The 12843-nt window shown below is 39.5% G+C and carries 14 protein-coding genes; 8 read left to right on the plus strand and 6 right to left on the minus strand.

Translation table 11 applies throughout. The annotated features are described in order from the left end of the window. Nucleotides 1-282: 282 nt before the first annotated feature. The 4 genes from FY049_RS01350 to FY049_RS01365 all read right to left on the minus strand — a co-directional run bounded on the left by FY049_RS01350 (nt 283) and on the right by FY049_RS01365 (nt 3607). The gene (locus tag FY049_RS01350) at nt 283-687 is read right to left on the minus strand and encodes an ExbD/TolR family protein (RefSeq protein WP_004717481.1); all 405 of its coding nucleotides are present in this window, start codon (nt 685-687) and stop codon (nt 283-285) included. After that, entirely contained in the window at nt 687-1427 is a 741-nt protein-coding gene (locus FY049_RS01355; RefSeq protein ID WP_096734860.1) for a MotA/TolQ/ExbB proton channel family protein, read from the minus strand. The genes FY049_RS01350 and FY049_RS01355 overlap by 1 nt, the downstream gene beginning before the upstream one ends. Before the next feature lie 27 nt (nt 1428-1454). Then, nucleotides 1455-2282 carry an energy transducer TonB gene (locus FY049_RS01360; RefSeq protein WP_327857533.1) on the minus strand — a complete coding sequence of 276 codons (828 nt, stop codon included), beginning with the start codon at nt 2280-2282 and terminating at the stop codon, nt 1455-1457. A gap of 191 nt (nt 2283-2473) precedes the next feature. Further along, a complete protein-coding gene (locus tag FY049_RS01365; RefSeq protein ID WP_056518009.1) occupies nt 2474-3607 on the minus strand; it encodes an LLM class flavin-dependent oxidoreductase in 1134 nt (377 codons plus the stop codon). Between the two features lie 315 nt (nt 3608-3922). Between FY049_RS01365 and FY049_RS01370 the strand changes: the two genes are divergently transcribed. The 7 genes from FY049_RS01370 (at nt 3923) to tatC (ending at nt 8889) form a co-directional block, all read left to right on the plus strand. After that, nucleotides 3923-4996, plus strand: coding sequence for an ABC transporter substrate-binding protein (locus FY049_RS01370; RefSeq protein ID WP_446083000.1), 1074 nt, complete (start codon nt 3923-3925; stop codon nt 4994-4996). 3 nt (nt 4997-4999) lie between these two features. Next, nucleotides 5000-5839 (plus strand): ABC transporter permease, encoded by an 840-nt coding sequence (locus FY049_RS01375; RefSeq protein WP_004717490.1) that lies wholly within the window; start codon nt 5000-5002, stop codon nt 5837-5839. Next, entirely contained in the window at nt 5839-6627 is a 789-nt protein-coding gene (locus tag FY049_RS01380) for an ABC transporter permease (RefSeq protein WP_446083001.1), read from the plus strand. The genes FY049_RS01375 and FY049_RS01380 overlap by 1 nt, the downstream gene beginning before the upstream one ends. 30 nt (nt 6628-6657) lie before the next feature. Next, entirely contained in the window at nt 6658-7413 is a 756-nt protein-coding gene (locus FY049_RS01385; protein ID WP_004717493.1) for an ABC transporter ATP-binding protein, read from the plus strand. Between the two features lie 96 nt (nt 7414-7509). Further along, on the plus strand, nt 7510-7725 hold the full coding sequence (locus FY049_RS01390) for a Sec-independent protein translocase subunit TatA (protein ID WP_004823388.1): 216 nt from the start codon (nt 7510-7512) through the stop codon (nt 7723-7725). A 13-nt stretch (nt 7726-7738) separates the two neighbouring features. Beyond that, nucleotides 7739-8155 (plus strand): Sec-independent protein translocase protein TatB, encoded by a 417-nt coding sequence (gene tatB, locus FY049_RS01395; RefSeq protein WP_004823389.1) that lies wholly within the window; start codon nt 7739-7741, stop codon nt 8153-8155. Further along, nucleotides 8152-8889: a twin-arginine translocase subunit TatC gene (gene tatC, locus FY049_RS01400; RefSeq protein WP_446083002.1), complete on the plus strand. Its 738-nt coding sequence runs from the start codon at nt 8152-8154 to the stop codon at nt 8887-8889. Before tatB ends, tatC begins: the two co-directional genes overlap by 4 nt. A 42-nt stretch (nt 8890-8931) precedes the next feature. Here tatC and FY049_RS01405 read toward each other — a convergent pair whose 3' ends face one another. Next, on the minus strand, nt 8932-10002 hold the full coding sequence (locus FY049_RS01405; RefSeq protein ID WP_004717502.1) for a sigma-54 interaction domain-containing protein: 1071 nt from the start codon (nt 10000-10002) through the stop codon (nt 8932-8934). 317 nt (nt 10003-10319) lie between these two features. Here FY049_RS01405 and FY049_RS01410 point away from each other — a divergent pair, with 317 nt between their 5' ends. Continuing rightward, entirely contained in the window at nt 10320-11411 is a 1092-nt protein-coding gene (locus tag FY049_RS01410; RefSeq protein ID WP_004717504.1) for an LLM class flavin-dependent oxidoreductase, read from the plus strand. 127 nt (nt 11412-11538) lie between these two features. Here FY049_RS01410 and FY049_RS01415 read toward each other — a convergent pair whose 3' ends face one another. Then, entirely contained in the window at nt 11539-12801 is a 1263-nt protein-coding gene (locus FY049_RS01415; protein WP_446083003.1) for a lipase family protein, read from the minus strand. Between the last annotated feature and the right edge of the window lie 42 nt (nt 12802-12843).

Genomic DNA, 12843 nt, shown 5'->3' on the forward strand with positions numbered 1-12843 from the left:
AGTCAGCGATCTTCTGACTTTTCAAGGACGAAAAGTCAATCCAGTATGGGGCTCTAATGATGCATCCCGACTATTGCTGCCCAACACAACGACCTTAATGTTGCTGATCAAAATTGTGAATAACACATTCATTTTGTACACATTCAGTTTATAAAAATCAGGCTTATATAAATCATGCTTATACAAAGTAATAAAATTTGAACGCTGTTTTAATTTTAACTACTCATATTTTTAGGCACTAAAAAAGCTGCCGTAGCAGCTATTTCATTCAGCATCCAAAGACTACTTGGGTACGGTAATCACAGATAATTTTTCTACCCCTACTCGCTCAATACTGGCAAGTAATTTTGCAACTGTTCCATAAGGAATGGTCTCATCGGCATTTAAATTCAAAGCCAATTTAGGGTTACTGTTTTTACGTGACTGGATCTCTTTTTCAAAACTTGCCAAAGTTACTTTATCCTTGTCAAGGAAGATTTCTCCTTGCGGATTAACACTAATGACAACCGCTTTATTCTGATCCGTTGACTGCGTTGGTGCAGCCTTGGGTAAATTTACTTTCACGGTATTGGTTAACAGAGGCGCTGTAACGATAAACACGATGAGTAAAACCAGCATCACATCAACCAATGGCGTAATGTTAATTTCACTCACCACATCATCTTCTTGGGAGGTTGAAACGGCCATTATGCAAACACTCCTTTTTCTTTGACTTCTTTACTAGATGCATCATGATTGACTACAGTATTTCCAGTGGTATTTTTTGGCTTAGCGACAGGTAACTGAAAGCCCGCTTTTTGATTTAAACTGACAAAATCAGTGGCAAAATCATCGAGGTCTGCACCGATGGTTTTAACTTTACGTATGAAATAGTTATAAGCCAACACAGCGGGTACCGCCACAGCAATACCAATACCTGTAGCAATCAAGGCCTCACCAATTGGCCCTGCAACCACATCCATACTTGCATTACCTGAATGTGCAATGGCCTGTAAAGCATGAATAATCCCAAACACTGTTCCAAATAGTCCAATGAACGGTGCGTTATTGCCAATCGAAGCCAATAATGCAGAACCTTTTTCCAATTGACGACGTTCAGTTAAAATTTGCTTGCGTAAATGACGCTCTAATAAATCCTGACGACTCCAACTGTTTTGCAAATCTTGATGAGTCTTTTCATCTGCCTCAATCAAGGTTTGAAAACCGGCATTTGCAACACGAGCTGTAGGGCCTTCACCTTGTTGTGATTGAGTCACTGCCTCAGGCAAATTTTTGGCTTTCCAAAAGGCTTCGACAAAGACCTTACTTTGCTTGCTGGCTTTCTGTGTCTGTACCACTTTAACCACGATCAACACCCATGTGACGATGGAGAAAGCAACCAATAACCAGATTGTGCCGTCATGGATCAATGAATTTATGTCTGTCATGTAGATATCCTCTTAATTTAAAATAAGTTATTTCGGTAATTGATAATGAATTGGAACATCAACCCAACCTTCGACAGGTGTTTTACCTTTTAAGGCCGGTGAAAATTTCCATTGCTTTACTGTTCTTACAGCCGCGCTGTCTAAAAGTTTTTTGCCACTACTTTGTTTGACAGTTACGCTATCTGGGCTACCGTTTGGCAATACTTTGACCCTTAAAATCACCGAGCCTTCCCAACCACGTTCTAAGGCCTGTTCTGGGTACTCTGCTGCGGGGTTGCTTAGATAACCTGCATAACCCTTGGCTTCTGTCACAGGTAAATTGTCATCAGCAGGCTTCACTGGTTCTGCTGTTTTTGGAGCAGGTTCCGCGCTCAGTTTTTTGCTTACAACAGGTTCCTCAGTTTTTTGAACTGTGTCTTTCGCAATGGGTTTGACAATCGGTTTGGCTTGCTCCACAGTTTTTTGAACAGGTTTCGGCTGTTCGATAGGTTTCGCAATCGGTTTTGGTTTTTCGACCACAGGCGGAATTTTGGGTTTTTGCGTCACTGGTGGAATTTTAGGTTCAATGACTTTAGGTGGTTCCACTGGTTTGACAATTTCAATCACCACGGGTTCTGGCTTTGCAATGTCCAAAGCTGGTGTCGGTAATTGTTTTGCGATATACCAAATACCCAAATGTGCTGCAGCAACCGCAATGATCGCGATCCACAATTTATTCAATTTTGCTGGAGGTGATTGACTCACATCCAAATGATGTCGTGTAAATGGGTCTGATATGCCAGTTGCAGTTGAAGCAGATGCATATTGCCCAAATAGCAACGCCCGCTGATGGGGATTAAATATTCGTTCACTCATGGCAATTTAAACTAAAAAATAAAATACTGTATTGAAAATTGCACAAGTCATGCCAACAATATAAGCCACTAATTTTTATAAATTTAATTAAAAACACTCTTCGATTTGTCAGTAAAGCTGTTGGTTTTAAGACAGTTCTATGCTGTTGAAACAACAAGATCCCTCTGATATCTCAAAGGGATCTAAACTTATTATTTTAATTTATATCCAACCAAGGGTAAGACTTCTTCAGCAACCCGATATGCTTCTTCCAAATGTGGGTTACTGGCGAGAATAAAATGCCCAACGCCAATGTCGATATATTCTTGTAAGCGCTGTGCCACTTGTTCATAACTCCCCACTAAAATACAGTTTGGCCCACCCCTTACATTTGACATACCAGCCCAAACATTTGGACTGACAAATAAGTCTTCAAAACGATTGCCTTGTGCTAAGGCCTGCTGACGTTTTGCACCAACCGACTCAGTATCTTTACGTTCAAATGCATTGCCATCAACAGCGATGGTTTCATACATCTGTTTAAGCTCTTGAAACGCTTGTTCCTGTGTGGGGCGTGCCAAAATATCAATACGCATACCAAACTTTACCTTATGGTCTGGGGTATTTTGTGCAAGGAAGGATCGCGCCTGTTCAATCACTTTTTTCTGCTGTTCAACAGGTTCCCCCCAGGTTAAGTGGATATCGGCATGCCGACCTGCAACTTGCAGTGCCGCTGGACTAGCTCCCGCTAACCACAAACGAGGAACGTCATATTGATTCATTGGATATTTCAAACCACCTTGTTCAACATGGAAAAACTTTCCATCATAGTCAAAAGGTGCCTGATGCGAATACCCTTTTACAAACTCTAAAAATTCATTGGTTCGCGCATAGCGCTGATCATGTTCAATAAAATCACCATAGGCTCGTTGCTGTGCCCCTCCGCCACCTGAGATCACGTTCCATTCAACCCGTCCCTGACTGAGACGCTGCAAACTTGCTGCCATTTGGCTTGCGTATGCAGGATGGATAAACCAAGGTTGAATCGCAATCAATAATCGGAGTCTTTTGGTTTCTCTTGCCAATGCCGATGCCAGCACCCACGGTTCTTCAGTATGTGGAAAAGCAGGAATCAATGCGCCGTGAAAACCTACGATATCTGCGGCTTTTGCTACCTGTTGTACATAATCATAGTAGGCAAACAATTCATCTTGATGTTGAGGTGCCACACGTTGAGGGGATTGTACTGCTGGGCCCAACTGGTTCCATTCACCTCGTGTATGTAACTGATGTGCTCGACGACCATCCCCATGCACAGGGATTCTCCATAAAAATTCAACAGACATAATACTTCTCAATAATTTAAAGGTTTTACACGCTATCGTGAGTGATACAACTCATGAGCAGAAACCATGCCGTTTTTTATTCAATATTGAATTCATCTATATTGTTGTTTTATCTAAATATTATAAAAACCTAGCTAAACATGGTGTTGAAATTTCAACACTTATCCATCTAATACTGTCGGTTTCACAACATAACCTGTTTGATCCATTCAAATAACACCAATCATGAAAACATAACAAACTGATTTATATAAAATAATTATTTTGGCTTGGTTCTTGCTCTATCCCCTTATATTTCTAGATTTTTATGATGATATGCGTATTTTTTCTGGTCTTTTTTTAAGTTTTAGTCTTTTAGGATTGGTTGCTTGTGGCGTACACAAAACCGAAGATCCAAACCAAAGTAAAACCAGTCAACAACAGCTTCGTATTGCAGTTGTGGCCAATGGAACTTCTGGCGGTCTGGACTTTATTGGTGTACCACAACTTATTGCACAGGACCCCATTTTTCTAAAAGCATTAAAGCAGAAAAATATTGAATTAAAGTGGGAACCTGTAACCACTGCGGCTGTGGCCACCTTAGTCAATGAAAGCTTTATCAACAATAAAATTGATTTTGCTTTTTATGGCAATCTTCCTGCGGTAGTACTCAATGCCACTGGTGTTAGAACACAAATTGTCGTCCCTGGCGGAGTCGGTAATAATGTTTATTTGGTGGTTCCAGCTGATTCACCCATCAAAACCATTGAGGACCTCAAAGGTAAAAAGATTGCCTTACATCGTGGTCGTCCTTGGGAAATTAATTTTGCTCAATTGATACAGAGCAAAGGTTTAAAGCTTAAAGATTTTCAAATCATCAATCTCAATCCACAGGCGGGAGCTGCTGCTTTATCCGCTAAAAGCGTCGATGCATTTTTTACCTTAAGTGATGCGCTCACTTTACAAGATCGCCATCTTGGCAAAATTATTTGGTCATCGCAAAGTCTACCCGCTGACTGGAAAATGCGTGCTGAACTATGGGGACGCAAGACTTATCTGGATCAACATCCAGACACAACCCAACTACTTGCTGATGCGACAGTACGGGCAATGCAGTGGATTTCACAGCATCAAGATGAATTCCAACAAAGCCAAACCAAATTTGGTCAGCCTCTAAGTGTGATTCAACGCGAAAGTCAAAATACCAGCAGTAACTGGCAACAAGATTGGTCACCTGAGTACCAAGTGGATTTTCTTAAACAGCATTATGCAAAAGTCATCGACCATGCTGTAAAAAACCAATTGATTCAAACGCCAATCAAAGCTGAAGAGTTGCTCAATGCTCAGTTTACCAGTCAAGCCATTCAAAATTTACAAACACTTGATATTCGACATAAGCAAGGAAACTAGGTCATGAAAATCCTCGTAAATCCGCTTATCGAAAAAAAAATCGTGGCGATCAAAGCACCATTATGGAGGCGATTGTCTTCTGAGCAGGTCTATCGCTTGCTCTCATTCCTTTCACCCATCTTGGCGTTACTGGTTTGGCAATTGATTAGCTATTTACAGATTTTTCCAACCCAAATTTTAGTGCCACCTATAACGGTATGGCAGACATTTCTTGCCTTGTTGCAAAGTGGTGAACTACAACTGCATTTAAAAGATAGCCTTTCTCGACTGCTGATGGGTTTTTCAATTGCGGCCACCTGTGCGATTTTGTTTGGCATTGCCTATGCATCTCTCACCTCTTTCCGAAATTACACTTATATTTTGTTCAATATCCTTTATCAAATTCCAATCTTTGTGCTTATTCCTATTTTTATTTTGGTTTTTGGAATTGGTGAACTATTTAAAATTTTACTGATTATTAAAGCCTGTTTTTTTCCAATCGCACTCACAACAGCTGATGCTGTTAGAAATATTCCTAAAAAATATATTGAATTGGGCCAGATCTACAAATTAAAAACTCCAGCATGGTTGAGATACATCATCATCCCTTGCATCCTCCCACCATTAATCGGTGGACTGCGGATTGCTCTAGGTCGTGCTTGGTTGATTTTGGTGGCCGTTGAATTACTTGCTGCAGGCACTGGCATTGGTCAAATGATGGAGCTCGGACGACAAATGTTACGTTTAGACGTTGTCATGGTCGGAGTTTTTATTACAGGAATCATTGGTTTTGCTTTAGATAAAACTTTACGTCAGCTCGAACAATATCTTGTATCACCTGCATTGAGTTCAAGGGGGAAATAATGTCACAGCATCCACTGAACTTAAAAAGTGCTTTTGCGCAACCACTGATCTTGATCAAAGGTCTGCTGCTACCGCTCCTTTTACTGGCTTTATGGCAATACAATTCAAGTTTAGGCGCCAGTCATGCCTATGCATTTTTGCCTTTACAGAAGGTGTATTTTGCTTTTATTCAGCTGCTTGAAACAGGTGAATTATGGTTAAACACATGGGGAAGTCTTAAAAAAGCTGGACTGGGGTTTTTACTTGGCTCGACAACAGGGCTACTACTCGGTGCCTTACTTGCCTATTCAAAAATTTTAAATGCCTTGGTTTCACCATTATTTAATAGCATTCGCCAAGTACCCTTACTTGGTTTAACCCCATTGATTGCACTGTGGTTTGGCAATGGTGAGCAGGCAAAAATCTTTATTATTGCGCTTGCTTCTTTTTTCCCGATGGTGATTAACAGCTTTCAAGGGCTAAGTCATTATGACCAGAAATACAGTGAAGTCGCTCGTATTTACAAATTATCTTTTTGGCAGGAATTTAAAAAAATCCGTTTCCCTCAAGCTCTCCCATATATTTTAACGGGGTTGAATTTAGCGGTGCCTTTTACATGGATTACCACAACTGCCAGTGAGCTGTTATTCAATGCTGGTGCAGGCTTAGGCAATTTAATGATGAAAGCTGAAATCAATGCCGAAATGGATATTTTGTTGGTGTGTGCAATCACGGTCACCCTCAGCGGTATTGGCATGACGCTTTGTATTCACTTGATTTCTAAACGACTACTGCAATGGCGTGTTTAACTGAATCACCCATCTCATCAGGATATTGATATGAGCTTTTCCTTACTCTCGATTAAAAAACTCAATAAATCATTTTATCGAGATCAACAAACTTTCACCGTATTAGATGGTATTCATCTCGATATTCAACAAGGAGAATTTATTTCTATTGTCGGAAGCAGTGGCTGTGGTAAATCGACCTTGTTGCGCTTAATTGCAGGATTAGATAAAGACTATCAAGGTGAGATTTTACTGAATCAAACACCAATACAAGGGACAGATTTAAAACGAGGTTTAATTTTTCAGGAGCACCGTCTATTGCCTTGGCTCAGTGTTTCCGAAAATATTCATTTAGCGCTCGAAGAAACCGACTTAAGCCGTGCCGAAAAAAATGCCCGTGTGGCAGAACATCTTACAATGGTGGGTTTAAAAGGTTTTGAAAATGCTTATCCACATGAGCTATCGGGTGGTATGGCGCAGCGGGTAGCGATTGCACGAGGCTTGGTTAATCAGCCTGATATTTTACTTTTAGATGAACCCTTTGGTGCTTTAGATGCAATTACACGTAGCCATCTGCAAACTGAATTACAACGTATTTGGCAAGATCAAAAGATCACCATGATTCTAGTTACACATGATATAGAAGAAGCGGTTTATCTGGGTGATCGCGTGATCGTAATGTCTGCTCGACCAGGAAAAATTAAAGAAATCATTCAAGTTCCTTTGACCCATCCAAGACATAAAGACAGCGAATTATTATTTAACTATCGTAATCAAGCACTCAATATGCTGGACCATAGCGCATAATGAAATCGAATATTCATCGATATAAATATTATTTAGAAAATATATTCAAGCATGATATTTATACCAACTAGTTTTAAATTATTAAGGAAATATGAAATGGGTTTATCAATTTGGCATATATTATTATTTGCCGTGATCGTTATTTTATTATTTGGTACATCAAAACTTAAAAACTTAGGTAAGGATTTAGGTGGTGCAATTAAAGATTTTAAAGACTCGGTTCATTCTGATGATCAAAAACTGTCTGAAACAAATCAGCCTAAAGAAATTCATCATCTCGATTTAAATAAAGAAAAAAACACTAACCGGTGAGTACTAAATCATTATGTTCAATATCAGTTTTGGTGAACTCTTGGCTTTTGCTGTTATTGCACTGATTATATTGGGACCTGAAAAGCTCCCTCAAACATTAAGGGTGGGATTACTTAAATATAGAGCCCTTAAAAATAATCTTAACAAAATCCAGCTAGAGTTAGAAAATGAACTGGAATTGCTTGAACTAAAAAGGATCATGCAAGAAGAGCTGCTCAAAATAAAACAAAATGAAGAGCTACTCAAACAGCAGCTTGCACAAATGCAACACGAAATCCAAAGTGTACATAGCGCTGTTGCTATAGCACATCAAGCGCCTCCTTATCCCACACATGATTATGTTTATCAAATCTCTGCGCGTGAATTAAAAGTACCCTTTTTAATTTACACAACATCATCCAATATCTTGCGTGAGGATCAAGCTGCATGACCGAACAAATACTCAGTGAAACACTCACTGAAATGAAATATAGCGAACATTTAAAAGAGCTTAGAAAGCGTTTGATCTATAGCATTGCTACAGTCTTAACTATTTTTTTACTATTATTGCCCCTTGCACAACACAATTATCATTTTTTGGCTCAACCCTTAATATCCCGATTGCCTAAAAATTCAACCATGATAGCTACAGATGTGATGAGTACATTTTTAGCGCCCTTTAAACTCAATATTTATTTTGCAATTTTATTGGCGATTCCCTTTATTCTTTATCAATTCTGGCGCTTTATTGCACCTGCTCTATATCAAAGTGAAAGAAAATTTGGCGTGGCGCTTGTACTCTCCAGCATCGGTTTATTTTATCTTGGCATCTTATTTGCCTATTATTTGATTCTGCCTTTGGCGTTAAACTTCTTTGTCTTAGCTTCACCAGATAATGTTTTACCGATGACTGATATCAACAGCTATCTTGATTTCTGTCTCAAGCTTTTTCTGGCTTTTGGTATCGCCTTTCAAATCCCTGTACTCACCTATATTCTTATTTTTATTGGTATTCTTTCTATTCAACAATTGGAACATTACCGTAAACACATCATTGTTTTATTTTTCTTTATCGCAATGTTTATTACACCCCCTGATATTTTTAGCATGCTTGCACTGGCAGTACCAATGTGGCTTTTGTTTGAACTGGGTTTATGGATCACAAAAATGACCAGCCCAAAATAAAACATCCATGGGTAAAATGGGTGTTTCTATTGCACAGCCCAATTAAACAATTTCATTTTTATTTGGTAATAAATTATATCTTGATAACAAATTACGTAAAACATTGCGCGACAGTCCTAACATTTTTGCAGTCTTAACCTGATTATTCCAGCAACTTGAAAAAGCAGTATTGACGATTTTATCTTCAATGATGTGCCATGCTTCACCATCATATTCTTGAAATAAACGCTTGAGTACATCCTCAAACTCTTGAATCAAATCATTATCTGGTAAAACGCTTGAGCCACCCTCCTCTGAAAACCTTAAATGTTCAATATCAATGGTTTTGCCACCACTGATGAGCAGTGCATAATGGATATTATTTTCAAGCTCACGGATATTTCCCGGCCAACTATAGTTGAGCAGCGCATTTCTGGCGCGATCACTGATGTTGGGTTTCGGCGTAATCATCTTTTGCGAATAGGAGTTTAAGAAAAAATCCACCAAAGGCAAAATGTCACCCTTACGCTCTCGCAATGGTAAAATATTTAGCACAACCACATTTAGGCGATAGTATAAATCTAAACGGAATTTATTTTCCGCGACAGCTTTACGCAAATCAACATGTGTACCAGACAAGATGCGTACATTAATCGGGATCGGTTTACGTCCACCGACCCGAACAACTTCCTTTTCTTGCAATACACGTAACAGTTTTACTTGCAAAGACAACGGCAACTCACCCACTTCATCCAAGAACAAAGTTCCGCCGTCGGCTGTTTCAAAAATACCAGGGCGTGTCTTATGCGCACCCGTAAATGCGCCTGCTTCATAACCAAACAATTCAGATTCTGCAAGTGTTTCAACTAAAGCACCACAATTGACAGCAAGAAATGGCTTATTTTGGCGATCACTTTTCAAATGAATTTCACGTGCGATTAATTCTTTACCTGTACCTGATTCACCTTGGATGATCACACTGGCAGAACTTGGTGCAATGGTTTCAACTTGGCTTAATAGCTTACGAGAGTTTTGATCAGAAAATATAATCGCTTTTGCTCTTATTGGCTTAATTGGCACACCATTATCAGGCAAGGTAATTACTTTATAATCATTATCCAAATAGGATTTCATAATTAACCCTTTAAATAGCTGAGGAGGATATTAAAATAGAATAGTACAATTCTATTACAAAGCTGATAAATAATAATTACAGATATTTAATCCTAAATTTATATATTGAATGATTTAATAGGCGTTTTTGCTTATGCATTTATAATCAATGTATTTCTATTTTTATGCAATGTTGCTTTTTAAACAATATGTCTGTCAATTGATCATATATAAACAGATTACAATAATATTTTTGAAAAAATTATATATTTTATCTCCCCTCACTATTTGGCACCTATTTTGCTCTTTTATTTAAAATTTACAGCATAGGTTAAATGATGAGCATAGAGTTTGTGGGTATGGTTTTTCCAAATCAATGGTCTGAAACCAAAGGAACCCGAATTGGTCATAAAATTGATCTCGAATATTTACGTTATCATGCTCGTGCACATGAATATGCAGGTTTTGATAAAGTTTTAATCGCCAATGGACCAAGTAGCCCTGATAGTACCCAAATCGCAGCTTATCTGGCACAACAGACTGAACGACTTGGATTTATGATTGCACATCGCCCTGCGCTGATGACGCCTAATCTGGCTGCACGTTCCTTTGCCACACTGGACCATACCACTGGCGGAGGACGCATTCGTTTACATGCCATTACGGGAATTACCGCTGAACCGCAAGAAGGTGATTATATTGTTGATAAAATTCAACGTTATGAACGCACGGGTGAATATCTAGATATCATCCAAAAGCTTTGGAAAAGTGAGCAACCGATTCACTATGAAGGCAAATACTTTAAACTGGAAAATGCTTTCTGCCCTTTAAAACCGGTCAATGGAACTTCTATTCCGATTTCATTCGGTGGTTCTTCGGATATTGCCTACGATATCGCAGTGCGTCATGCAGATCTTTATTCGCTTTGGGGTGAGCCTTTAGCGGGCGTGAAAGAGCAGATAAATAAACTTAAAAAGGCAGCAGAAGCAGCCAATAAACCCCAGCCGCAGGTCAGTTTATCAGTACGTCTTATTATTGGGCCAACAGAACAACTTGCATGGCAACGAGCACAACAAATTTTAGCTGATATTCAGCAAAATCCAACCTTCCAAAATAATGGCTCACTTTCGGGACATAAAATTAAAGGCGTAGGTTCACAACGGTTACTGGCAGCAGCACAACAAGGTGATCGCCATGACCGAGCCTTATGGATGCCAACTGCAAGCGCAGTTGGGGCCTATGGTGATACCACCGCCCTTGTCGGAACGCCTGATACGATTATTGCCGCATTACTTGATTATGTAGATCTGGGCGTCACCACCTTTTTAAATCGTGGTTATGATCCAATTTACGATACTGTGGACTATGGTCGTTATATTATTCCTGCGGTACGAGCTGAGGCGGCCAAGCGAAACAAACAGATTGCCTAAGTCCTCAAGCTAAATAAAAACCGCTCATTTAATCGGATTGAATGAGCGGTTTTTATTGCTTGCTAATTTAAGGTCTTGTCATAACCATGAGCATCATTATGAGGGATGGTTATTTTCTTCTGATTTTCTATTGTAAATCTGGTTTGCAAATGGACTGAATCTTCTCCCCTGCAATCACCTTTTTGGCAAATGGAACAGAATCTTGTAGGGAAGCATTCACTGTCTCACTATGTCCCAATCCATGATACAAATGCCCTTCAACGACTGTACCTGCCTTACATGCATCCGCCACCAACTTCATTTGATTACGTGCATCTGGTGTACGATCATTTGCCCCAGTGCCAATAAATAATGGATGATTGATTTTTAAGGTCGGGTAATAGCCATAATCATTGGATTGTTTTTCCTGTAATTTTTTATAGATCGATGGTGGATTCACCTTATAGGCTTGCGCAGGTGAAAGTCCTGCTGTTTGAATATCTCCCATAAAACTGGTCAAACAGGCATTTCTTGCTTGTTCCACCAAAGGCACTGCTTCAGCGGTAAAAATATCTTCAGTTTTGATTTCAGGAAATAAGCTTTGCGTCACTAGAAAACTATAAATACCATATGCTAAGGATGGACTGACTTCATAAGGATTTAACTTTAACTGATTCTTTTCAGCTGTTGCCTCGGGGTCCTGATAAATCACCCCTGTGCCAATAGATCCTTTAATATTTAACTCTGGTGCATAGGTTGCTGAATAAGCTGAAGCTGAAACAGCCCCTGCCCCACCTTGAGATTGCCCTACAATAACAAAACGATTTGCTAGAGGTAATTTCGTTTTAAGCGCAGCTCGACCGCTGTCTAAAATACTATAAGCAAGCATTGGATTATTGATCAGCAAGTGCGGGCCAGCCACACCAAGTCCTTCATAGTCAGTTGCTACTACAGCGAATCCTTCTTTTAACCATCGGTTTAAATATTGTACATCTCGATAAGATCGTCCATTCCAAGAAGGTGCGCAGGCATCTGCTAGACCAACCGTACCATGTGCCCATAACACAACAGGCCAACCTTCTTTCGGTGGCGTACCTTTAGGAAGATGTACTGTCCCAGAAACCACAATGGGGGTCTTACTATCCCTTCCACTTGTTGAACTATATAAAATACGAATGGCCGTACTATCATTGTCCAAACGGATATAAGGGTTGCTGATGTCCTCTGTCTTTAAGAGTTTTCCAGCTTGTTCTGGAATCGCAGCTTTCCATGTATAAAATGCTGAAACACGTCCATCCCCATAACGATCTTCAGGCTGTGGGGCTTGCTGGGCATTTGCCATTCCAGCAGACGTTAGTATGCTTGCGACAAAAACGGATTTAACCACATTAGATATAAAAGTATTTTGCATTTTCATGTCCTTGAAACCTATTTAAAAACTGTTTTAAAAATT

The organism is Acinetobacter sp. 1125_18A, assembly GCF_052824985.1.

Coding starts and splice junctions, on each gene's coding strand:
- FY049_RS01390 (WP_004823388.1), top strand. CDS start 7,510: ATGGGTTTATCAATTTGGCATATATTATTATTTGCCGTGATCGTTATT.
- FY049_RS01410 (WP_004717504.1), top strand. CDS start 10,320: ATGAGCATAGAGTTTGTGGGTATGGTTTTTCCAAATCAATGGTCTGAA.
- FY049_RS01375 (WP_004717490.1), top strand. CDS start 5,000: ATGAAAATCCTCGTAAATCCGCTTATCGAAAAAAAAATCGTGGCGATC.
- tatC (WP_446083002.1), top strand. CDS start 8,152: ATGACCGAACAAATACTCAGTGAAACACTCACTGAAATGAAATATAGC.
- FY049_RS01405 (WP_004717502.1), bottom strand. CDS start 10,002: ATGAAATCCTATTTGGATAATGATTATAAAGTAATTACCTTGCCTGAT.
- FY049_RS01360 (WP_327857533.1), bottom strand. CDS start 2,282: ATGAGTGAACGAATATTTAATCCCCATCAGCGGGCGTTGCTATTTGGG.
- FY049_RS01415 (WP_446083003.1), bottom strand. CDS start 12,801: ATGCAAAATACTTTTATATCTAATGTGGTTAAATCCGTTTTTGTCGCA.
- FY049_RS01355 (WP_096734860.1), bottom strand. CDS start 1,427: ATGACAGACATAAATTCATTGATCCATGACGGCACAATCTGGTTATTG.
- FY049_RS01350 (WP_004717481.1), bottom strand. CDS start 687: ATGGCCGTTTCAACCTCCCAAGAAGATGATGTGGTGAGTGAAATTAAC.
- FY049_RS01385 (WP_004717493.1), top strand. CDS start 6,658: ATGAGCTTTTCCTTACTCTCGATTAAAAAACTCAATAAATCATTTTAT.
- FY049_RS01380 (WP_446083001.1), top strand. CDS start 5,839: ATGTCACAGCATCCACTGAACTTAAAAAGTGCTTTTGCGCAACCACTG.
- tatB (WP_004823389.1), top strand. CDS start 7,739: ATGTTCAATATCAGTTTTGGTGAACTCTTGGCTTTTGCTGTTATTGCA.
- FY049_RS01365 (WP_056518009.1), bottom strand. CDS start 3,607: ATGTCTGTTGAATTTTTATGGAGAATCCCTGTGCATGGGGATGGTCGT.
- FY049_RS01370 (WP_446083000.1), top strand. CDS start 3,923: ATGCGTATTTTTTCTGGTCTTTTTTTAAGTTTTAGTCTTTTAGGATTG.